Below are 21087 nucleotides of genomic sequence, written 5' to 3' on the forward strand. Positions count from 1 at the left end.
GCCGGGCGGCTGGCTAGTCCTTTAGTTGCAATAGTTGCTCGTGACGGGCGCGGCCGGATCAGGTCGCCGGCGTGGTCGCCGCGAGCCGGTCTTCCAGGCGCTGCCGGTCGGCGATGAGACGGCCGGCAACGAGCGTCACCACCTCGAATCCGAAGGCCGGGTTCTGGAAATAGAGCGTCTTGAACGTCGACTCGTCCATCTGCAGCACGGTGCAGTGGGTGGCGCAGCGGGCGGTCAGCGTGCGCCGCTTGTCGGGCGCAAAGAATGCGATCTCGCCGAACAGCCGGCCGGCCTCCATGGTCTGTCCGATCTCGACGAACTCGATCTGCCCTTCGGCGAGGAAATACAGGCGCTTGGCCTCGTCGCCCTTGCGGAACAGGATGGCGTCCTTCCGGAGCCGCCGCCGGCGCATGTAAGGGCGCAGCCAGACGCCGGAGAAGTCGCTCGTCGCGGCCGCGACGCGCACGCGCCGCGTGAGGCGGACCATCTGGGCCGCGCGGAAGATGTTGATGGGCAGCAGCGCACCGTGCAGCAGCACCAGGATCAGCGACGGATGCAGCGCACCGTAGATCAGAAAGCCCAGGTTGCCGCCGATCGCGAGGCAGCGCAGGGGAATCATGGTCTTGACGAAGGAACTCACGATCACCAGCACGCCGGCGACACCGGCCGAGCAGAGCGCAACGATCCCCATCGGCGTGGCCAGCGCCGCGGTCAGGGCGGTCATCGCGGTGTCGAACAGTGCGGGCGTTGGCATCAGCGTTCCTCCAGAAGGGGCCGCGCCATCTTGTCTCGCGCATGCGCCCGTTGTCGAGCAAGGCCGCGATTCGGGATTTCCCGCGCATCGAGGCCCGGCCTTGCCGGACTTTCCCGGCGCGCCGTCCTCCCCTCGGGCCATTTGTTAAAGTTTGCGCCCGCTCGTCACGCCGTCCGTTCCGTGACGAGGCGTTGTTGTTCAGCCCACCCGAAAGCCGCCATGACCGCCGCAAACTCCCAAATCATCTACACCCTCACCGACGAGGCGCCGCGCCTGGCCACGGCCTCGCTGCTGCCGATCATCCAGGCGTTCGCCGCGCCCGCGGGCATCGAGGTCGCCACCAGCGACATCTCGGTGGCCGGCCGAATCCTGGGGCAGTTTCCCGAAGCGCTGACCGAAGCGCAGCGCATGCCGGACAACCTGGCCGAGCTGGGCAAGCTGACGCTGCGGCCCGAAGCCAACATCATCAAGCTGCCCAACATCAGCGCCTCGGTGGCCCAGCTCAAGTCCGCCATCAAGGAACTGCAGGACAAGGGCTACAAGATTCCCGACTATCCCGAGAGCACGAAGACGGACGAGGAGAAGGACATCCGCGCGCGCTACAACAAGTGCATCGGCAGCGCGGTGAACCCGGTGCTGCGCGAAGGCAACTCCGATCGCCGCGCGCCCAAGGCCGTCAAGGAATTCGCACGCAAGAACCCGCACAGCATGGCCGAATGGAGCCAGGCCTCGCGCTCGCACGTCTCGCACATGCACCACGGCGACTTCTACCACGGCGAAAAATCGATGACGCTGAACAAGGCGCGCGACGTGAAGATGGAACTGATCACCAAGAGCGGCAAGGCCATCGTGCTCAAGCCGAAGGTGTCGCTGCTCGAGCGCGAGGTGATCGACTCCATGTTCATGAGCAAGAAGGCACTGCTGGAGTTCTACGAGCGGCAGATCCAGGACGCGCACAAGACGGGCGTGATGTTCTCGCTGCACGTGAAGGCCACCATGATGAAGGTGTCGCACCCCATCGTGTTCGGCCACTGCGTCAAGATCTTCTACCGCGAGGCCTTCGAGAAGCACGCCAAGCTGTTCGAGGAGCTGGGCGTGAACGTCAACAACGGCATGGTCGACCTGTACACCAAGATCGGCCCCCTGCCGCAAAGCACGCAGGAAGAGATCATGCGCGACCTGCACGCCTGCCACGAGAACCGTCCCGAGCTGGCGATGGTGGACTCGGCCAGGGGCATCACCAACTTCCATTCGCCCAACGACGTGATCGTCGATGCCTCGATGCCCGCGATGATCCGCAACGGCGGCAAGATGTACGGTGCCGACGGCCGGCTGAAGGACGTGAAGGCCGTGATGCCCGAGAGCACCTTTGCCCGCATCTACCAGGAGATCATCAACTTCTGCAAGTGGCACGGCGCCTTCGACCCCAGGACCATGGGCACCGTGCCCAACGTCGGCCTGATGGCCCAGCAGGCCGAGGAATACGGCTCGCACGACAAGACCTTCGAGATTCCCGAGGACGGCGTGGCCAACATCACCGATCTCGACACGGGCGAGGTGCTGCTCAGCCAGAACGTGGAAACGGGCGACATCTGGCGCATGTGCCAGGTCAAGGACGCGGCCATCCGGGACTGGGTCAAGCTCGCCGTCACGCGCGCGCGCAACTCGGGCATGCCGGTGGTGTTCTGGCTCGACGCCTACCGCCCGCACGAGGCGCAGCTCATCACCAAGGTCAGGATGTACCTGCACGAGCACGACACCACCGGGCTCGACATCCAGATCATGAGCCAGGTGCGCGCCATGCGCTATACGCTCGAGCGCGTGGTCCGCGGGCTGGACACCATCAGTGCCACCGGCAACATCCTGCGCGACTACCTCACGGACCTGTTCCCCATCATGGAGCTGGGCACCTCGGCCAAGATGCTGTCCATCGTTCCCCTGATGGCCGGCGGCGGCATGTATGAAACGGGCGCCGGTGGCTCGGCCCCCAAGCACGTGCAGCAGCTGGTGGAGGAAAACCACCTGCGCTGGGATTCGCTGGGCGAGTTCCTCGCGCTGGCCGTGAGCCTGGAGGACCTGGGCATCAAGACCCACAACGCCAAGGCCAAGCTGCTGGCCAAGGCGCTCGACGCCGCCACCGGCAAGCTGCTGGACAACAACAAGGGCCCCTCGCCCAAGACCGGCCAGCTCGACAATCGCGGCAGCCACTTCTACCTGGCGCTCTACTGGGCCCAGGCCCTGGCCGAGCAGACCGAAGACCAGGAAATGGCCGCCCACTTCAAGCCGCTCGCCGAGTCCCTGGCCGCCAACGAGCAGAAGATCGTGGACGAGCTCGCCGCCGTGCAGGGCCAGCCGGCCGACATCGGCGGCTACTACCTGCCGGACGTGCGCAAGACCGAGGCGGTGATGCGCCCGAGCGCCACGTTCAACGCGGCGCTGGCTGCCGCGGCGGGCTGAGGGCCCGGTAACGCCCGGGCTGCCGGCCTGGGGGTTCGGGCATGGACGGTGTGCGGGTCCGGCCCGGGCTTCAGGTCAACACCGCCAGCAGCCCGGCGACGCCGATCCCCACCGCCGCCAGCGCATCGCCGGCGATCAGGCCTCCGCCGAACAGCGAAGCGCTGCTCATGTCCTCCGGCAGGTCGCGCCGCGCGGGCGCGCGGGCGGCCAGCAGACTGCCCGCGACGCCGCCCGCGCCGAGCCACAGCGAGGTCGGCAGGCTGACGAAGCCGCCGAAGGACAGCGCATACGGCGAAGGCAGCACGATGGCGTCGAGCACGAAGCTGCGCGGGCGCAGCCACTTGCGCAGCAGCTCGATCACCAGGCCGGCCGCGATGCCCACGCCGATGGCGATGCGCTGGAAGGGCTGGTCCTCGGTGAGGCTGCGCAGCACGCCCACGAACTTGTAGGTCATGGCGGAGCTCCAGCCGGCCGGCTGCTGATCCGCCTTCAGCACGGTCTGGTCCTGCAGCAGCACCGGATAGGCCGCCATGAACAGCCGCGCGAACACCACCGCCAGCATGGCGCCCACGACGATGCCCAGCACCTGGTAGCGGAACTGCAGCACGCGCGGCGTGCCGAGCCGCCAGCCGGTGGAGCGGTCCTGCTGCATGTCGCAGGCCACGCTGGTCGCCACCAGCAGCACCGCGCCGGCCATCAGCCCCACGCCCGCATCGCGCAGGCCGAGGGCGGCGAGGATGACGATCGTCACGACGAAGGCCGAGGAGATCGGGTTGGAGTCGCTGATGCCCACGGAGATGCCGTTCACCAGCGCGAAGAGAAAGACCAGCGCCACCGCCACCACCAGGAAGAAGACGGGCTGTCCCAGCACCCAGTGGCCGCAGGCCACCGTGGCGGCCGCCCACACGATCACCCACAGCACGAGGCGCGTGCTGTCGACGCGCCGCCAGTCGCCGGCCTCGGGCGGCGGCGCATCGCGCGCCGCCTGCCGTCGTGCCCGCGGCAGGGCGCGCGCGAAGATCACCGCGAGATCCACCAGGGCCGCGCCCATGATCGTTCCGAGCGCGATGAGGAACATGATCTTGCGCGGCGGGTCGCCGGCCTGCAGCCAGCCGATCGAGACGGAGTACGGCTGCAGCGCGACGCCGATCAGCCCGCCCACCACCGCCGGGATGCCGATGCGCGCGCCGATCACGAGGCCCGCGCCGAAGGTGGAAGCCGACAGCTCGACGGCGCCCAGCAGCGGCAGGCGGGCCGAGGCCAGTCCCGCGATCAGCCCGGCGGCAATGCCGCTTCCCAGCTGCCGCACCGAGCGCCGCAGCAGCCGGGTGTCGGTCAGCGCCCGCAGGATGTTCGCGACCGCCAGCCCCGAAGGAAAGACCAGGCGCATGCGGTCCACCACCACCGGCGTGTAGAGCATGCCCACGCCCACGCCGAACATGCCCACGCAGGTGAGGTACATGACCATCTGCCAGGCCGGCGGCTGCGGCAGCCCCATCCACGTCATGGCCTGCAGCAGCACACCCAGGCCGCTCATGCTGGCGACCGAGGCAGCAGCCGTCTGGATGTAGTTGGCACCGTGCCGCCCGGCCGCGCCATAGCCGGCGGTGACGGCAGAGCCGAGCAGCCCCGCCAGCACCTGCCCGCCGACGAAGAAGCCCAGCGAGAAATTCATGTAGGCCGCCGTCACGCCGGCCAGCGGGCCCAGCACGAGCACGCCCGTGAGCGCCAGCAGCAGGTGGTATTTCCAGCTGCCTTCGGCGGGCAGCCAAGGCCAGCGGGCGCCGGGGGGTGGATCCATGGATCTGCCTGGGCCGGCGCGATGTCACTTGCTCTTGGACTGCCGGGCGCTCAGGCGGTCGTAGCCGCTCAACTCCAGGAAGCCCTGCCCCTCCTGGCTGCCGCTCACCTTGACGGGCCCTTCCCAATAGACGTTGCCGGTGGTCCAGCCCGAGTCGAATTCGCTGTCGGGCACGAAGGGCTTGACGTTGAGCACGCCCGACGCAAGCTTGATGCGCCACTCGACGACGTAGGGGATGTGGGTCTTCGGGCTGGTCCAGGTGGCGCCGGGCAGCAGCTCGACCTCGCCGGGCTGGAGCGGCCGGGACCCCTTGGCGTCCGACAGCGTGCCCGCGGTCATGATCTTGCGGCCGTCCTCGTCGAAGAGCTCGTAGAGCATCAGGTCGGATCCATCGGCCAGGTGCAGGGCGAACCAGTTCCAGCCGAGCGTGAGGACGTCGAACTCGCCCCACTGGTGATCGAACCAGAGCTCGCCGCTCACCGGGAGCGACTTCCCTGCGATGGCGATGCTGCCGCGCGCCGGAAGCCGAGGGCGCGAGTAGTAGTAGCTGATCCCGCTCTTGCCGAAATCGAGCAGGCCCGGCGTCTCCGAGCCCGGCGCGCGGTGCGCGACGGCGGGACCCGAGACGCCCAGGTCGAAGGCGACGGAGGCGCCGTCGAAGCCGGCGCGCAGAACGTGGGACGAAGGCGATGCGGACACCTGCCAGCCCTGCTCCCTGAAGTCGAAGCCGTTGGGGACGTTCGTCGCCGGGGTGCCGCCGGTCCGGGTCTGGCTGGCGTAGCGCTTGCCGGTTTGAAGGTCGGTCAAGGCCGCATGCATCACGGTGTGCTTGACCAGCCCGTTGGCCACGAAGACGACCATGTGGAAGGCATAGCGCTGGCCCGCCTCCGCGGCGAGGATGCCGCTGTAATACCACCACTCCATCGCAGACCCATGGGGCGCATCGTCCGCCGGCAGGTTGAGGGGCGGGAGCGCGGCGGTTCGCTCGACCGGCTTGCGGCCGGCGTCGGGCCGTGCTTCGGCCGCAGCGAGGGCGGCCGGATGGCGCTCGGTGGTCCAGAGGTAGTTCAGGCCCGCGAGGATGACGGCCGTGACGCCCACCACCGCGGCGAAGAACACCATCCATCCCCTTCTTCTCGCCCGTGCCCGCGCCCGGGAGGAACGTGAGCGTCCCGAGGTGGAACGCCTGCGGCGCTGTCGAAGAGGGTCGTTGGCATTCATGTCCGGCGGGTCCTTCGTGTCGTGGCGGAGACTCGATCGCAGTCATCTTAGCGATGCAAGCCCCGGATCGAAGGCGCACTTCGGCGCGCGCTCACGAGGGGTTTACCCTCTGCATGCATGCCCCGGGACAATCGACACCCGCAGGCAAGGACCTACGACCCATGACCCATCTGAACGCCCCCGCCTCCGCCATGATCGACCGCTGCGCCCAGGCCTCGCTCGACCTCCTGCAACGCAACCTGACGCCGCACGGCATCCTGGCCGCCAGCCGCACCGAGGCGGCCGAGGCGCGGCGCTACACGCGCATCTTCGGGCGCGATGCCGCGATCTGCGTGATGGCGATGTGCGGCAGCGGCGTGCCCGCGCTGGAGCAGGGTGCGGTGGCGAGTCTCGATGCGCTGGCGGCGCACCAGGCGGCCAATGGGCAGATCCCCAAGTACGTGGACCCGGAAGGCCGCGATGCCGACTTCTGGTACCTGGGCTGCATCGACGCCACCTTGTGGTGGCTGATCGCGGTGGACCATGTGCGCCGCCACGGCAGCGTCGGCTCCTCGCATTGGAGCCGCGAAGTGGAGCGCGCGATCGGCTGGCTGCTGGCGCAGGAGCACCAGCACTTTCGCCTGCTGCAGCAGAACGAGGCCAGCGACTGGGCCGACATCATGCCGCGCTCGGGGTACGTGCTGTACACCAACACGCTCTGGTACGAGGTCAAGCGCCGCTACGCGCTCGAGCATGCCGGGGAGACGCAGTACCACTTCAACCACCTCTTCAATCCCTTCCAGCGCGAGCTGCCGAAGTACCACCGCGCGCGGCTGCTGCGGCACTATGCGCGGCGCGGCCGGCGCGATCCGGGCCTGTACCTGAGCTTCGTCAATCTCTCGGTGGTCGGCCACGAAGGGGACGTGTTCGGCAACATCCTGGCGATCCAGAGCGGACTGGCGGATAAAGCCATGGCCTACCGCATCGTCGAGACCCTGAGCGCGGCGAATGCCAGCGTGCCCTATCCGGTGCGCGTGGTGCTGCAACCGCTGACGCCCCAGCACCCGCTGTGGCGGCTCTACATGGGGCGCCACCAGCAGAACCTCGTGCACCAGTACCACAACGGCGGCATCTGGCCCTTCGTCGGCGGCTTCTGGGTGTTGATGCTGGCGCGGCTGGGACTGCACGAGCCGGCCTGGACCGAACTCGCGCGGCTGGCGCAGGTGAACGCGCTCAACGACTGGCGCTTCACCGAGTGGTTCCACGGCCGGACGCTGGCACCGCGCGGGATGGCCGGCCAGAGCTGGAATGCGGCGACCTTCCTGCTGGCGAGGCGCGCGCTGCGGGGCGACGCGGCGGCCTGGTAGCGCCGCGCTCCCGTCACCGGTTGCAGATCCCCAGCACCAACTCCTGCTCCGTGCAGGGACGCTGCGGTTGCTGGGACTGTTGAGACTGCGGCTTGGCGAAGGCCCCGGTGCGCGACACCGCCACCTGGCCGGCGATGCAGGCACGCAGCCGCTTCTCCATCGGCGGGTAATAGCGCCACCCCTGGCCCAGCGCCGGCAGTTCCAGGCGCACCTGCTTCCACTTGGGATGGCCGTTGGCCTGGAGCTTGTCGAAGTTGGTGCAGAGCGACTCGGCGAAGCGGCGCAGGTTGCCCACCGTGGACTGCAGGCCGTAGTCGTAGGTGACCAGGTAGGCCTTGATGGTCAGCGTGGGAATGTCGGCCGTGAGCCAGTTGGCGTAGCTCGTCGCGCGGATGGTCGCGGGGAAGTAGGTCTTCGTCACGCGCGCGGTTTCGGGCGCCTTGTCATCCAGCTTCAGGAGCTTGATGAAGTTGCGCGCCTCGGGCTTCATGTCGGTGAACAGCTTGGCGGGCTGGCCGGCCACGATGATGGCGACGTCGATCGACTTGTCGACGGTGAGCCTGGCGAGCGCCTCCTCGTTGCTCAGGTACTGCGCATTGGCAGCCGGGATCGGCTCGCCGAACATCAGCTGGTAGAGCGTTCTCGCGCTGAGCGCCGTGCCGCTGCCGAGCGGGCCGACGCCGAGCTTCTTGTCCCTGATCTCGTGGATGCTGTTCAGGGGCGAGTCGGCGCGGGCGACGAAATAGATCTCTTCGTCGTAGAGCGGCAGGATGAGGCGCAGCGGCCGGATGATGTTGCCCGCGTCGGCGCTGCCGGCCTTGGCCTCGTCGAGAAAGGCCTGGTAGACGTCGGACTGCACCAGCGCGAGCTTGACGCCCTGCTCGAAGCGCATCCGATGCACGTTCTCCGCCGAACCCTTGGACTCCAGCACTTCGAGATCGATGCCGGCGGGCTCGGCCACCCACTTGGCGAGGTCGCGCCCGATCTGGATGTAGGTGCCGGTCTTCGACGCGGTGACGATCTTGTACTCGGTCCTGGCCGCCGGCGGCGCTGCGCCAGCCGCGGGCAGGAAGGTCATCAACATCAGCAACGTCAACAGGGATCGGATCGTCATGCCGGCTCCTTCGAGGAGGGTTCCTCATGGTTGCGGCGAGGGCCCCTCGCCTTGGCCCTGCGTCCCGCGCTGCCCGGGCCGTTCACCGTTCGCTCCCGGCAGCGCAAAGGGCCAGGGCCGCAAGCGCCGGGTTGCACTCGCTCTTCTCGGGCTCCTGCACGGCGACCGGCGGCGCGGGCGCGACGACGACCGGCGCCTGTGCTGCCGGCGGCGGCGTCTTGGCCACCGACGGAGCGGGAGCGCCGAGGCCCAGCGACCGGCTCGCCTTCTGGGTGGCGGCGCGCAGTTCTTCCTGCCTGGCCAGTTGCTCGCGCATCCGGCGATCGAGCGCATCGCTCAACTCGCGCACGGCGGGATGGCCGGGATAGGCGGCGGCCAGCACCGCCAGTTCGCGCTCCGTGGCGATGAAATCGCCTCGGGCCAGCGCGCTCTGCGCCTGCGCCAGCTGGGCCGTCAGCGCGCGCGACCTGGCCGCCTCGTTCTCCTGGCTGGAACGGACATGGCCGAGGACCAGGACGAGCACGGTCGCGACCATCACCGCACCGATCGCCGCGTACTTCAGGATCGGGCGGCGCCACGGCGCGAGAGGCTGCGGCTGAGCGGTCGCGGTCGCGGCCGGCAGCTCGTCGGGCCATTCGAAGGCAGCAGGAACGATGTGGGCGATGTCGAGATTGCCGGCTTCGCCGGCATCGCTGCGCGCGTCGAGGACGGGGGGAGGCTCGGTGCTCTCCTCGACGTCGCGACGCGGCATGTCCGGCGCCTCTTGCGCCGGCGGCGCCTCGGGCTCGGCGCGATCGGCTGTCGCGCGATCGGCTGTGGCGCGTCCGGGCCCGAAGGCGGCGTTGGCCGCCTCGTGTCCCCAAGGAGGGGCGTCGTTCTCGCTGCCGCAATAGGGGCAGAACTTGACGCGCCCATGCAGCAACTGCGCACAACGCCTGCACGGCTGCGAGAGCGCCAGATTCAGTTCAGCCAGATTCGCCATGTCGAAGAACAAAGATCAGTGCAAGAACGCCTCACAGACGCGGCGGCCGGTCCTCCTCAGGCGTCGACCCGCCAGCCCGGCAGCCGACGCTGGCTCGGGTGATGGAGATACAGGTGGCCCGCATAGATGAAGGGCCGGGTCGCCCATGGCCGCGGCAGGCTCGCCACCCAGAACTGCACCTCGCGCTCCCCGTGCAATTCGAATGTGGTGGTGAATGCGTCGCGCGATGCGAACAGGCCCTCGACCGATCCGGGGCTCGACACGCGTGCGCACAGCACCGTGGACGACGAGGTCGACTCCAGCAGGGGAATGATCACTTCGCCGGAAGGTTCGGAATCCAGGCCGTCGTCGGCATCGAACCAGGGCGCGATCCGCAGGCGCGCATCGAGCTGGAAGCAGGCTGCCCCGGTGCTCAGGCGCGGCGAACTGGCCGGCCTGATTTCCGGCTCGACGCGGCCCAGTTGAACGAAGACGAAGCGCTGCCCCTCGTCGTCCTGCTGCGTGCACTGCTGCCACAAGTGGCCGCTGCGGGACAGGTAGGGGCTGCCCAGCTCGAAGCTGGGCGCGATGCCCGCCGGCCAGGGCAGGAGGGATGCCTCCAGCGCGTCGCCGTTGCCCGGCTTGACGATCAGCTGGCCCGCGGACGACATCCACACGATCTGCCGCCGATCGGCCAACGGACGGACCCATTTCGCCGACGCGATATCGAGCGCCGGCCCGTCGACGCGATGCAGCGCGGTGCCGGCCGGGTCGAGCACATGGACGCCCAGCTTCCCGTCGTCGTCCAGCATGGGCACGTGCACCCTGCCCTGCCACAGGATCGGCGCGCCCAGGCAGCGTGTGCCGATGGTGCGGGATTCATAGGTCCGGGCGATCAGGTTGATGGAGACGATGGCCAGGCCGGCATCGGTCGGCATGAAGATCCGCGTGGCGCCTTGCGGGTCTTTCACCGCCATGCCCCAGGCCTCCTCGCCGAGGGAGCTTCCGACGAGCGCGTGCACCGCGCCGCAGCGCAGCTCCAGCCAGCGCTCCGAGTGCGGAAGCCACTGGTGGATGCGCCCGCGCGAATACTCCACGGCCAGCAAGCGGGCATCGCAGGTCTGGCATGCGGCGACCAGGAATTGATGGTTTCCCGCCGGAGGCGCCGCCAACTGGCGGTCCGGAAGAGACTCGATGCTCAGCGTCGATCGCAGCGCCAGGGGCGCGGCGGTCAGGCGCAGCCCTTGCGGCGGGTCCTCGCCGGCACTGTCGCCACCGAAGGGCGGCAGCCATGCGTCCCGATGGGCGAGGGACGGCGCGGGCAGCGCCTTGCCCGTCACGGGAGAAAACTTGAAGGCGCCCGGGTAGAGCGCGACGGGCTTGCCTGCGCGATCCGCTCCCTCGACGCTCACGCGCGCGCCGACGAGGGTCGCCAGGTCGAGCGGGTCGCAGGCGGCCGGCGGCGCGCCCCATCCCTTGTAGTCGGCAAGCTCGAAGGCGCCCGTGCTCGGATTGCGCGACCATGTCTGGTCACCAATCGCCCAATGCTCGATCTGGAGGGCCGAGGCCAGCCATGTGGACATTCATTCAGTGTAATGACTTGGTTTTCTTGTGGGCATCATTCGCATTGAGGGGAATCACCAACTCCGCAACAGCGCGCGCGGGTATAGCCGGCGCGGCGGCGCCGGGTCGAACCGGGGGGGGTCTTCAAGCGATCGAGCGCCCGGCGGCTCAGACCAGCCGCGTCTCGATCTCCGTTTTCACTTCGGCCATCAGCCGATGCAGCGGGCATTTCCCGGCCACGCGCAGCAGCGCCGCCTTCTGCTCCTCGCTCAACGCGCCGGTGACGTGCAGCGTGGTGTCGAGCTTGTAGAGCCCTTGCCGCTCCTGGCTGTCGTCGCGGTTCACCGCCACCTCGATCTCCTCCACCGGAATGCCCTTGTGCTGCGCATAGACCAGCACGGTCAGCGCCTTGCAGGCGGCCAGCGCGGAGTCGTAGAGATCATGCGGCGTCGGGCCTGCGTCATGCTCGCCGCCGGTGTCCACCGCGATCTCGTGGGCGCGGACCTTGAGGATGTGGCGGGTGCCGGTGATGCCGTCGCGTCGAACGGTGATGCTCATGAGGGTTCCTTGGTTGCGGATGGACGATGAACGATCGTATAGCGCGGGCGTGCCCACACCTACACTCGACCCATGCCCTGGCACGCGCGACTCGAACTCGACTACACCCTTGAAGAACACCGAAGCGTCGCGCGCTTCCGCCACGAAGGCCCGCTGCGCATCCTGCAGAGCCTCTACCCCGAAGGCGGCGCCGTCTGCCACAACGTGCTGGTGCATCCGCCGGGCGGGCTGGTGGGCGGCGATACGCTGGACATCCGCGTGCGCGCCTCGGCCGGCAGCCATGGCCTGGTCACCACCCCCGGCGCCAGCCGCTTCTACCGCTCGGAAGGCGAGCTGGCGCTGCAGCGCACCGAGCTCCTGCTCGAGCCCGGCGCCCGGCTCGAGTGGCTGCCGCTGGAGGCGATCTGCTTCAGCGGCTGCCGCGCGGAGAACCGGCTGGTCGTGCGGCCGGCCGAAGGGGCCGAGCTGATCGGCTGGGACCTCGCGGCGCTGGGCCTGCCCAATGCGGGCAAGCCCTTCGAGCGCGGCACGCTGCAGCAGCACATCGAAATGCCGGGCGCGTGGCTGGAGCGCGGGCGCATCGACGCGGCCGACCACCGGCTGCTCGACGGGCCGCTGGGCCTCGCCGGGCATCGCTGCCTGGCCTCGATCTTCTTCGTCGCCGGTTCGCCGATCGCGCGGGCGCGGCGCGAGGCGGCGCTGGAGCGGGCGCGTTCGCTGATCGAGGCCCACCCGCTGCGCGACAGCGCGGGCGCGACCAGCCCCACGGGCGAAGTGATCGTGCTGCGCGTGCTGGCGCCGGTGGTCGAGCCGGCCATGCAGCTGCTGCGGCAGGTGTGGCGCGCCTGGCGCGCCGAACTGTGGCAGATGCAGGGCGCGGCGCCGCGGATCTGGGCGATGTAGGGCGCGAGGCAGGGCGCGACGCCGGACGCGTTTCCGGCGGGGCGCGGTTCTCGTATGCTTGCCGCTCCGCACCAGGAGTACCCCATGATCGTCGAGCGCATCTGGACCGGCAACGCCTATCGCAACTACAACTACCTGATCGCGTGCCCCGAGAGCGGCGAGGCCCTCGCGATCGATCCCCTGGATCACCAGAAATGCCTGGCCGCGGCGCGCGAGAAGGGGTGGCAGATCACCCAGATCCTGAACACGCACGAGCACCACGACCACACCGGCGGCAACGCGGCGGTGGTGGCGGCGACCGGGGCCAAGGTGATCGCGCACCACCTTGCGGGCTCGCGCATCGCCGGGGTGGACCGCGGCGTGCAGGCCGGCGACGTGATCAAGGTCGGCAGGACCGTCGAGCTCGAATGCATGGACACGCCCGGCCACACGATGTGCCACATCTGCCTGCGCTCCCACACCGACAGGCCGGCGCTGTTCTCCGGCGACACGCTGTTCAATGCCGGTGCCGGCAACTGCCACAACGGCGGCAATCCGGAAGACCTCTACACCACCTTCGTCGAGCAGCTCGCGAAGCTGCCCGCCGAGACGCGCGTCTACCCGGGCCACGACTACATCGAGAACAACCTGCGCTTCACCCTCGCGCGCGAGCCCGACAACGCGGCCGCCGGTGCGCTGCTGCCCGAGGTGACGGGGCAAGACCCGGCGAAAGCCAAGGTCACGACGCTGCACGAGGAACAACAGATCAACACCTTCCTGCGCCTGTCGAGCCCGAGCGTGATCGCCGCGCTGCGCGAGGTCTTCCCCGACCTGCCGGAGAAGCCGGACCCGAAGACCGTGTTCATCAAGCTGCGGGAGCTGCGCAACCAGTGGTGACGCGCCGGGCAGGCGAGCGTCCGGCTTCCGTTTTCCACACCGGCCGCACCGACCGCGGCCGCTGCTGCATCCGTAGGCAATGCGTTGCAAACCTTTGCAGGACGAGGCTTGCGCGACTTGTGCCCCGAGTTTTCCACAGGCTTGTCCACGGCAGCGGGGGATGAAATCCGACATCCGCACGCTCCCTCCCCTACCCGGCTGCCCGGCTTTTGCCGTCGCGCCGGGCACGGGACGCAGCCCAGGATGCGGCTTCGAACTCACAGGAGACCTCCATGAAAAGCATCATCCTCTGGCTCTGCGGCGTGCCGATCGGCGTCATCATCCTGCTGAAGGTATTCGGCGTCTTCTAAGGACGCGCAGACGAACTGCGGGTGCCCCCCGCACATGGGGCATGCGACTACAGGCAGGCCCCTCCGCCGGGTTTAGGCTCGCGGACATGGCCCGCCCCGCAAAGCCGACCCGATGAGGGGTGTCCACAGCGACATCCCGGCCCGCCTCGACCGCCTGCCCTGGTCACGCTGGCACTGGCGCGTGGTGCTGGCGCTGGGCATCGCCTGGGTGCTGGACGGGCTGGAGGTCACGCTGGTCGGCTCGATCGGCGGCGTGCTGGAGCGGCCCGACACGCTGGCGCTGAGCGCGGCGCAGATCGGCTGGTCGGGCTCGCTCTACATCGCCGGCGCGGTGATCGGCGCCCTGCTCTTCGGCCGGCTCACCGACCGGCTGGGACGCAAGAAGCTGTTCCTCATCACCCTCGCGGTCTACGCGCTGGCCACGCTGGCCACCGCCTTTTCTCCCGACTTCGCCTTCTTTGCACTGTGCCGCTTCGCGACCGGGCTGGGCATCGGTGGCGAATACGCGGCCATCAATTCGGCGATCGACGAGCTGATCCCGGCACGGGTGCGCGGGCGGGTCAACCTCGCGATCAACGGCAGCTTCTGGATCGGTGCAGCGCTGGGCGCGGGGCTGAGCCTGGTGCTGCTCGACCCGCGGGTGCTCGGGCCGGTGTGGGGCTGGCGAGCGGGCTTCGGGCTGGGCGCGCTGCTGGCGGTGGCGATCCTGCTGGTGCGGCGGCACGTGCCCGAGAGTCCGCGCTGGCTGATCGCGCACGGCCGGGCCGAGGAGGCGGAGCGCATCGTCGCGAGCATCGAGGCGCAGGTCGCTGCGGAGCATGGACCGCTCCTCGAACCCCTGGGCCGCGTCCACTACGGCAGGCGCGCCACCGTGGGGTGGCGCGAGGTCGCGCAGGTGCTCATACGCCGCTACCCGCAGCGCAGCGCGGTCGCGCTGGCCCTGATGATCTCGCAGGCCTTCTTCTACAACGCGATCTTCTTCACCTATGCCCTGGTGCTGACGCGCTTCCACGGCGTGCCGGAGGGCCAGGTGGCGCTCTACATCTTTCCCTTCGCGCTGGGCAACGTGCTGGGGCCGCTGATCCTCGGTCCGCTGTTCGACCACGTCGGCCGCCGGCGCATGATCGCGCTGACCTATGTGTGCTCGGGGCTGGGGCTGGCGCTGACCGGCTGGGCCTTCATGCAGGGCTGGCTCGATGCGCGCAGCCAGGCGCTGGCCTGGTCGGCGGTGTTCTTCCTGGCCTCGGCGGCCGCGAGTTCGGCCTACCTCACGGTGAGCGAGGTGTTCCCCCTGGAGATGCGCGCGATCGCGATCGCGATCTTCTATGCAGTGGGCACGGGTGCGGGCGGTTTCGTGGCACCGGTGCTCTTCGGCGCGCTGATCGAGACCGGCAGCCGTGGCGCGGTGGCGATCGGCTATGCGATCGGCGCCGTGCTGGTGGTCATCGCCGGGCTGATGGCACTGCGCTGGGCGGCGGACGCGGAGCGCAAGCCGCTGGAAGAAGTGGCGCCGCCGCTGGGCATGCAGGACCCGGAGCCGCTCACGCGTGAGCGCGCCTAGCGGACCGAAGTGGTCGTCGCCACTGCGCTGCCGCCACGCCCGACCCGCCGAGCGCCTTCAATGGGCGGCGGTCGGGTGCCCGGCCTCGACCCAGGCCTCCAGCCCGCCGGCAAGCGGCCGGGCGCGCTTGAAGCCGCGCGCCACCAGGGCCTGCGCGGCCAGGGCGGCCGAGACTTCGTTGGGGCAGTTGCAATAAAGAATGATCTCGCGCTCGCCGCTCTCGAAGGGCAGCTCCGCGCGCCGCTGCTGCAAGGCCTTGAGCGGGATCGGCAGCGCGCCGGGAATGCGCCGCGGGTCGACCTGGATGCCCGCCTCGCCGCGCACGTCGATCACGATGGGTGCCGGCTCGCGCGTCATCAGCGTGGCCAGCTCACCGATGGTGGCGCGCGGCATGCGGGTGGTCCGCAGGAACGCGCGGCGGCGCCACCAGCGCCGTGCCAGCATCGCGGCCACCACCACCACCAGCGCCGCAGTGGCGACGCCGCCGGCATCGGCCAAGGCATCGAGCACGGCCTGGATCTGCTCGCGGAAGAGCCAGCCCAGGGCGAGGAAGACGCCGGCCCACAGCAGCGCGGCCAGGGTCTCGAAGGCCAGGAAACGCCAGGAAGACATGCCCAGCGCCCCCGCCATCGGCGGCGCCACCACCGACACCCCCGGCACGAACTTGGCCGCCACCAGCGACAAGCCGCCCCAGCGCGTGATCAGCGACTCGCTGCGCCGCACGCAGGAGTCCGGCGAGATCGAGATCTTGCACAAGAGGCGCATGAAGTGGTAGCCGTAGACGCGGCCCGTATAGAACCAGACGGCGTCGCCCAGCACGTTGGCCACCAGCGCGGCGCCGACCATGGCGAAGAGCAGCAGCGGCTCGGCGATGGCCGCGATGCCGCCGGCCACCACCAGCACCGGCGCGGCCGGCACGGGCAGGCCCACGCGGGCCGCGAAGGTCGCGACGAAGACCACCGCGACGGCGTGGTCGACCATCAGGGCGATCAGCGCCTCCACGGAAGGCTCCTCGAAGGCTGAAGGGACGAAGTCCGCAGGCGGTGCATGGTGGTGGCGCGTCGGTCCCGGGCTGTGGCAACAGCCCCGAGCGTAGCGCCTTGCCGGGCCTGTGCCCGGCGGCGCTTCAAATCGCCACGAGCTGGCGCACGCCTTGCGCTTCCATGTCCTTGCCGAGACCGCGCGCGATCACTTCGCCGCGCTCCATCACCAGGTAGTCGTCGGCCAGTTCCTGCGCGAAGTCGTAGTACTGCTCGCACAGCACGATCGCCATGTCGCCGCGGTCGGCGAGCATGCGGATCACGCGTCCGATGTCCTTGATGATGCTGGGCTGGATGCCTTCGGTGGGCTCGTCGAGGATCAGCAGCTTGGGCTGCGGCGCCAGCGCGCGGGCGATGGCGAGCTGCTGCTGCTGGCCGCCCGAGAGATCGCCGCCGCGGCGGCCCCGCATCTGCTCGAGCACCGGAAAGAGCTCGAAGAGCTCGGCCGGGATCGGGGTGCCGGCCGGACGATAGGCCAGGCCCATGCGCAGGTTCTCCTCGACCGTGAGGCGCGCGAAGATCTCGCGCCCCTGCGGCACGAAGCCGATGCCGGCCCGGGCGCGCTCGTACGGGGTCTTCTTCTGGATGGGGGCGCCGTCGAACTCGATGCTCCCGCTCTTGATGGGCACCAGGCCCATCAGCGACTTCAGCAGCGTGGTCTTGCCCACGCCGTTGCGGCCGAGCAGCACCGTGACCTTGCCGGCATGCGCTTCGAGGCTCACCTCCCGCAGGATGTGGGAGCCGCCGTAATACTGGTGGATGTTCTTGACTTTGAGCATGGGTGTGTTGTCGAAGCGGGATCAGCGCCCCAGGTAGACCTCGATCACGCGCTCATCCGCCTGCACCTCGTCCAGCGTGCCCTGCGCCAGCACGGACCCGTCGCACAGGACGGTGACGATCTCCGAGATGGTCCGCACGAAGCTCATGTCGTGCTCCACCACCATCAGCGAATGCTTGCCCTTGAGCTCGAGGAAGAGCTCGGCCGTGCGCGCCGTTTCCTCGTCGGTCATGCCGGCCACGGGCTCGTCCAGCAGCAGCAGCTTCGGGTCCTGCATCAGCAGCATGCCGATCTCCAGCCACTGCTTCTGGCCATGGCTCAGATTGCCGGCCAGGCGCGAGACGCTGTCCTCGAGGTGGATGGTGTGCAGCACCTCCGCCAGCCGGTCGGACTGTGCGGAGTCGAGCCGGAACAGCATCGAGGCCTTCACGCCCTTGTCGGTCTTGAGCGCGAGCTCGAGGTTCTCGAACACCGTCAGATGCTCGAACACCGTCGGCTTCTGGAACTTGCGGCCGATGCCGAGCTGGGCGATGTCGGCCTCCTTGTGGCGCAGCAGGTCGATGGTGCTGCCGAAGAACACGGTGCCCTCGTCGGGCCGCGTCTTGCCGGTGATGATGTCCATCATCGTGGTCTTGCCGGCGCCGTTCGGGCCGATCACGCAGCGCAGCTCGCCGGGCGCGATGTCCAGCGAGAGCTTGTTGATGGCCTTGAAGCCGTCGAAGCTCACGCTCACGTCCTCGAGGTAGAGGATGCGGCCGTGCGTGAGGTCGACCTCGCCGGGCGTCGCATGCCGGCCATAGCCCGCCTCGCGCCCGCCCGAGGCGGTGAGCTTGCCGAAGTCGCTGTGCCGGGCGTGGCGCGCGATGCGCTCCGCGCCGGCGTCCATCAGGTCCGGCGTCATGCGCGGGCTCCTTCGGCACGCACCGGCAGCACCGGGGCCGCGGACTCGGTCACGCCATGCTCGGCCGCGACAGCGCGCTGCGCGGGGGGCGGCGGCGCCTCGTCGGGCATCGCCTTGCGCGCCCTGGACGTCCATTTCTTCACCAGGCCCACGATGCCGTTCGGCAGGAACAGCGTGACCGCGATGAACAGCGCGCCGAGGAAGTACAGCCAATACTCCGGATAGGCCACCGTGAGCCAGCTCTTGGCGCCATTGACGATGAAAGCGCCGAGGATCGGCCCCACCAGCGTGGCGCGCCCGCCGACCGCGGCCCAGATCGCGATCTCGATCGAGTTGGCCGGGCTCATCTCGCCCGGGTTGATGATGCCCACCTGCGGCACGTAGAGCGCCCCGGCCACACCGCACATCACCGCCGAGATGACCCAGATCGTGAGCTTGTACGGCAGCGGGTTGTAGCCCGAGAACATCACGCGCGACTCGGCATCGCGGATGGCCTGCAGCACGCGGCCGAACTTGCTGCCGATGAGCCAGCGGGCGAACAGGAAGAAGCCCAGCAGCGTGAGCCCGGTGAGCGCGAACAGCAGCATGCGCATCTCCTGCGTTGCGATCGGCGTGCCCAGGATGCGCTTGAAGTCGGTGAAGCCGTTGTTGCCGCCGAAGCCGGTCTCGTTGCGGAAGAAGAGCAGCATCGCCGCGAAGGTCATGGCCTGCGTGATGATCGAGAAGTACACGCCCTTGATGCGCGAGCGGAAGGCGAAGAAGCCGAACACGAAGGCGATCAGGCCCGGCACCGCGACGATCAGCACCAGCGTGGCGATGAAGCTGTCGCTGAAGGTCCAGTGCCAGGGCAGCGTCTTCCAGTCGAGGAAGACCATGAAGTCCGGCAGCTCGCTCTTGTAGTTGCCGTCGCGTCCGATCTGGCGCATGAGGTACATGCCCATCATGTAGCCGCCCAGCGCGAAGAAGAGGCCGTGGCCCAGCGAGAGGATGCCGGTGTAGCCCCAGATCAGGTCCATGGCCAGCGCGCAGATGGCGTAGCACATGATCTTGCCGACCAGCGCGACGGCGTAGTCGCTCATGTGCAGCGCGCTGCCGGCAGGCACCAGCAGGTTGAGCACGGGCGCCAGTGCGCAAACGCAGATCAGCGCGACGAAGAAGGCGGTCCAGCCCTTGCCGCTCAGCAGCGGGCCCTTGGTCGGCAGAAGGACCCCGCCCGTCTGCGCCGGCACTTCGACACGCCCCGTGCGAACGGTGGTGGTGGTGGATGCGTTCATGCCTCGGCGCTCCGCCCCTTGACTGCGAAGATGCCCTGCGGCCGCTTCTGGATGAAGATGATGATGAAGACCAGCACCGCGATCTTCGCGAGCACCGCGCCGGCCCAGCCCTCGATGAACTTGTTGAGCACGCCCAGGCCGAGCGCCGCGTAGACGGTGCCGGCGAGCTGGCCGACGCCGCCCATCACGACCACCATGAAGGAGTCGACGATGTAGCTCTGGCCGAGGTCGGGGCCGACGTTGCCGATCTGCGAGAGTGCGCAGCCGGCGAGCCCGGCGATGCCCGAGCCCAGCGCGAAGGCGTAGGTGTCGATGCGCGCCGTGTTCACGCCCATGCAGGAGGCGATGGGACGGTTCTGCGTGACGCCGCGCACGAACAGGCCCAGCCGCGTGCGGCCGATCAACCAGCCCATCGCCAGCAGCACCAGGCCCGCGAAGACGATGATGCAGATGCGGTTCCACGGCAGCGTGACGTTGCTCAGCATGGTGAAGCCGCCGCTCATCCAGCCGGGGTTCTCGACGCCGACGTTCTGCGCGCCGAAGAGCGAGCGCACCAGCTGCTGCAGCATCAGGCTGATGCCCCAGGTGGCCAGCAGGGTCTCGAGCGGCCGGCCGTAGAGGAAGCGGATCACGCCGCGCTCCAGCACCGCACCCACCAGCGCCGAGGCGAGGAAGGCGACGGGGATCGCGGCGACCAGGTACCAGCCGAAGAGCGACTCGGGCATGTAGCGCTGGAAGATGCCCTGCATCACGTAGGTGGCGTAGGCGCCGATCATCATCAGCTCGCCGTGGGCCATGTTGATCACGCCCATCAGGCCGTAGGTGATGGCAAGGCCCAGCGCGGCGAGCAACAGCACCGAGCCCAGGCTAATGCCGCTGAAGATCGCGTTGATGCGGTCGCCCCAGACCAGCGAGCCGTCGATGCTCGCGATCGAAGCCTCGATCGCCTTCTTGACGTCGGCCTCGGTCTCGTCGGCCAGGCGCTGGTTGAGCAGCAGCTTGGTGTCGGGGCTGCGGCTTTCGCCCAGCGCCTTCGCGGCCGCGAGACGCTTGGCCTTGTCGGCACTGCTCAGCATGCTGGCGGCACGCACCCGTTCGAGCTGGGCCTTGATGCGCTCGCTGGTCTCGACGGCGAGCGCCTTCTCGACCAGCGGCAGGCGGGATTCGTCGGGCTCCTTGAAGAGGGCCTGCGCCGCCTCGGCGCGCACCGCCTCGTCCTTGCTGGCGAGCTTGAGCGCGGCCTGCGCGGCATCGAGGGCGCCGCGCATCAGGTTGTTGTTGACCACGTCCTCGGCGGTGTCGGGCAGCTCGAGCTCGGCGCCGGTCACGGGGTCGTAGGCCTTGTCGTCCTTGATGAGGAAGACCTTGTCCTCGGTGTACTTGACCGCGTCGTCCGCCATGGCCTGGATGAAGGCGGCGGTCTTTTCGTCGGCGGTGCCGACCGCCTTGTTGAGCGCGGCGATGCGGGCTTCGGAGTCGCCCGAGGCAATGGCGCGCGCCTCGTCGAGGGTGAGCGCGTGTGCGGCCAGCGCCATCAGCAGCGTCGAGGCGCAGAGCACGCGGTGGAATAGTCGTCGGAGCATCGTAGGTTGGGCTTTGGCTCCCTCTCCCCTCGGGGAGAGGCGAAGG

General features: G+C 69.1%; 17 protein-coding genes. 5 read left to right on the forward strand and 12 right to left on the reverse strand.

Annotated features, from left to right (window positions below; genetic code table 11):
• Positions 1-58 precede the first annotated feature (58 nt).
• Entirely contained in the window at positions 59-754 is a 696-nt protein-coding gene (locus AC3A6Y_RS15830; RefSeq protein WP_487869197.1) for a Crp/Fnr family transcriptional regulator, read from the reverse strand.
• A 219-nt stretch (positions 755-973) separates the two neighbouring features.
• Between AC3A6Y_RS15830 and AC3A6Y_RS15835 the strand changes: the two genes are divergently transcribed.
• Positions 974-3211, forward strand: coding sequence for an NADP-dependent isocitrate dehydrogenase (locus AC3A6Y_RS15835; protein ID WP_487869198.1), 2238 nt, complete (start codon positions 974-976; stop codon positions 3209-3211).
• 70 nt (positions 3212-3281) lie between these two features.
• On the opposite strand, the gene AC3A6Y_RS15840 is transcribed toward AC3A6Y_RS15835, so the two are convergent.
• Positions 3282-5012: an OPT/YSL family transporter gene (locus AC3A6Y_RS15840; protein WP_487869199.1), complete on the reverse strand. Its 1731-nt coding sequence runs from the start codon at positions 5010-5012 to the stop codon at positions 3282-3284.
• 24 nt (positions 5013-5036) lie between these two features.
• Positions 5037-6134 carry a lipocalin-like domain-containing protein gene (locus tag AC3A6Y_RS15845; protein WP_487869200.1) on the reverse strand — a complete coding sequence of 366 codons (1098 nt, stop codon included), beginning with the start codon at positions 6132-6134 and terminating at the stop codon, positions 5037-5039.
• Between the two features lie 260 nt (positions 6135-6394).
• Here AC3A6Y_RS15845 and AC3A6Y_RS15850 point away from each other — a divergent pair, with 260 nt between their 5' ends.
• Positions 6395-7579 (forward strand): amylo-alpha-1,6-glucosidase, encoded by a 1185-nt coding sequence (locus AC3A6Y_RS15850; protein WP_487869201.1) that lies wholly within the window; start codon positions 6395-6397, stop codon positions 7577-7579.
• Positions 7580-7592: 13 nt separating this feature from the next.
• Here AC3A6Y_RS15850 and AC3A6Y_RS15855 read toward each other — a convergent pair whose 3' ends face one another.
• From AC3A6Y_RS15855 to AC3A6Y_RS15870, 4 genes are all read right to left on the reverse strand, one after another.
• A complete protein-coding gene (locus tag AC3A6Y_RS15855; RefSeq protein ID WP_487869946.1) occupies positions 7593-8663 on the reverse strand; it encodes a TAXI family TRAP transporter solute-binding subunit in 1071 nt (356 codons plus the stop codon).
• A gap of 112 nt (positions 8664-8775) precedes the next feature.
• The gene (locus tag AC3A6Y_RS15860; protein ID WP_487869202.1) at positions 8776-9675 is read right to left on the reverse strand and encodes a hypothetical protein; all 900 of its coding nucleotides are present in this window, start codon (positions 9673-9675) and stop codon (positions 8776-8778) included.
• A 56-nt stretch (positions 9676-9731) separates the two neighbouring features.
• On the reverse strand, positions 9732-11237 hold the full coding sequence (locus tag AC3A6Y_RS15865) for a hypothetical protein (RefSeq protein WP_487869203.1): 1506 nt from the start codon (positions 11235-11237) through the stop codon (positions 9732-9734).
• A 148-nt stretch (positions 11238-11385) separates the two neighbouring features.
• The gene (locus tag AC3A6Y_RS15870; RefSeq protein ID WP_487869204.1) at positions 11386-11775 is read right to left on the reverse strand and encodes an OsmC family protein; all 390 of its coding nucleotides are present in this window, start codon (positions 11773-11775) and stop codon (positions 11386-11388) included.
• A 72-nt stretch (positions 11776-11847) separates the two neighbouring features.
• Between AC3A6Y_RS15870 and AC3A6Y_RS15875 the strand changes: the two genes are divergently transcribed.
• The 3 genes from AC3A6Y_RS15875 to AC3A6Y_RS15885 all read left to right on the forward strand — a co-directional run bounded on the left by AC3A6Y_RS15875 (position 11848) and on the right by AC3A6Y_RS15885 (position 15465).
• Positions 11848-12678, forward strand: a complete 831-nt coding sequence (locus tag AC3A6Y_RS15875; protein ID WP_487869205.1) for an urease accessory protein UreD — start codon at positions 11848-11850, stop codon at positions 12676-12678.
• 84 nt (positions 12679-12762) lie between these two features.
• Positions 12763-13554 carry a hydroxyacylglutathione hydrolase gene (locus tag AC3A6Y_RS15880; RefSeq protein ID WP_487869206.1) on the forward strand — a complete coding sequence of 264 codons (792 nt, stop codon included), beginning with the start codon at positions 12763-12765 and terminating at the stop codon, positions 13552-13554.
• Positions 13555-14016: 462 nt separating this feature from the next.
• Entirely contained in the window at positions 14017-15465 is a 1449-nt protein-coding gene (locus AC3A6Y_RS15885) for an MFS transporter (RefSeq protein ID WP_487869207.1), read from the forward strand.
• Positions 15466-15522: 57 nt separating this feature from the next.
• Here the strand turns inward: AC3A6Y_RS15885 and AC3A6Y_RS15890 are convergent, their stop codons facing one another.
• From AC3A6Y_RS15890 to urtB, 5 genes are all read right to left on the reverse strand, one after another.
• Positions 15523-16467 carry a VTT domain-containing protein gene (locus tag AC3A6Y_RS15890; RefSeq protein WP_487869208.1) on the reverse strand — a complete coding sequence of 315 codons (945 nt, stop codon included), beginning with the start codon at positions 16465-16467 and terminating at the stop codon, positions 15523-15525.
• 124 nt (positions 16468-16591) lie between these two features.
• On the reverse strand, positions 16592-17284 hold the full coding sequence (urtE, locus tag AC3A6Y_RS15895) for an urea ABC transporter ATP-binding subunit UrtE (protein WP_487869209.1): 693 nt from the start codon (positions 17282-17284) through the stop codon (positions 16592-16594).
• Positions 17285-17305: 21 nt separating this feature from the next.
• Positions 17306-18184 carry an urea ABC transporter ATP-binding protein UrtD gene (gene urtD / locus AC3A6Y_RS15900; protein ID WP_487869210.1) on the reverse strand — a complete coding sequence of 293 codons (879 nt, stop codon included), beginning with the start codon at positions 18182-18184 and terminating at the stop codon, positions 17306-17308.
• On the reverse strand, positions 18181-19458 hold the full coding sequence (gene urtC / locus AC3A6Y_RS15905) for an urea ABC transporter permease subunit UrtC (RefSeq protein WP_487869211.1): 1278 nt from the start codon (positions 19456-19458) through the stop codon (positions 18181-18183). The genes urtD and urtC overlap by 4 nt, the downstream gene beginning before the upstream one ends.
• Positions 19455-21041 (reverse strand): urea ABC transporter permease subunit UrtB, encoded by a 1587-nt coding sequence (gene urtB, locus AC3A6Y_RS15910; protein WP_487869212.1) that lies wholly within the window; start codon positions 21039-21041, stop codon positions 19455-19457. Before urtB ends, urtC begins: the two co-directional genes overlap by 4 nt.
• Between the last annotated feature and the right edge of the window lie 46 nt (positions 21042-21087).

The sequence above is a fragment of the Variovorax sp. Soil_C_17 genome, from assembly GCF_057657265.1.

Excerpts from the sequence above, each read along its gene's own strand:
- AC3A6Y_RS15830 (WP_487869197.1), bottom strand. The coding sequence starts at position 754 with ATGCCAACGCCCGCACTGTTCGACACCGCGATGACCGCCCTGACCGCG.
- AC3A6Y_RS15835 (WP_487869198.1), top strand. The coding sequence starts at position 974 with ATGACCGCCGCAAACTCCCAAATCATCTACACCCTCACCGACGAGGCG.
- AC3A6Y_RS15840 (WP_487869199.1), bottom strand. The coding sequence starts at position 5,012 with ATGGATCCACCCCCCGGCGCCCGCTGGCCTTGGCTGCCCGCCGAAGGC.
- AC3A6Y_RS15845 (WP_487869200.1), bottom strand. The coding sequence starts at position 6,134 with ATGGTGTTCTTCGCCGCGGTGGTGGGCGTCACGGCCGTCATCCTCGCG.
- AC3A6Y_RS15850 (WP_487869201.1), top strand. The coding sequence starts at position 6,395 with ATGACCCATCTGAACGCCCCCGCCTCCGCCATGATCGACCGCTGCGCC.
- AC3A6Y_RS15855 (WP_487869946.1), bottom strand. The coding sequence starts at position 8,663 with ATGTTGATGACCTTCCTGCCCGCGGCTGGCGCAGCGCCGCCGGCGGCC.
- AC3A6Y_RS15860 (WP_487869202.1), bottom strand. The coding sequence starts at position 9,675 with ATGGCGAATCTGGCTGAACTGAATCTGGCGCTCTCGCAGCCGTGCAGG.
- AC3A6Y_RS15865 (WP_487869203.1), bottom strand. The coding sequence starts at position 11,237 with ATGTCCACATGGCTGGCCTCGGCCCTCCAGATCGAGCATTGGGCGATT.
- AC3A6Y_RS15870 (WP_487869204.1), bottom strand. The coding sequence starts at position 11,775 with ATGAGCATCACCGTTCGACGCGACGGCATCACCGGCACCCGCCACATC.
- AC3A6Y_RS15875 (WP_487869205.1), top strand. The coding sequence starts at position 11,848 with ATGCCCTGGCACGCGCGACTCGAACTCGACTACACCCTTGAAGAACAC.
- AC3A6Y_RS15880 (WP_487869206.1), top strand. The coding sequence starts at position 12,763 with ATGATCGTCGAGCGCATCTGGACCGGCAACGCCTATCGCAACTACAAC.
- AC3A6Y_RS15885 (WP_487869207.1), top strand. The coding sequence starts at position 14,017 with ATGAGGGGTGTCCACAGCGACATCCCGGCCCGCCTCGACCGCCTGCCC.
- urtE (WP_487869209.1), bottom strand. The coding sequence starts at position 17,284 with ATGCTCAAAGTCAAGAACATCCACCAGTATTACGGCGGCTCCCACATC.
- urtD (WP_487869210.1), bottom strand. The coding sequence starts at position 18,184 with ATGACGCCGGACCTGATGGACGCCGGCGCGGAGCGCATCGCGCGCCAC.
- urtC (WP_487869211.1), bottom strand. The coding sequence starts at position 19,458 with ATGAACGCATCCACCACCACCACCGTTCGCACGGGGCGTGTCGAAGTG.
- urtB (WP_487869212.1), bottom strand. The coding sequence starts at position 21,041 with ATGCTCCGACGACTATTCCACCGCGTGCTCTGCGCCTCGACGCTGCTG.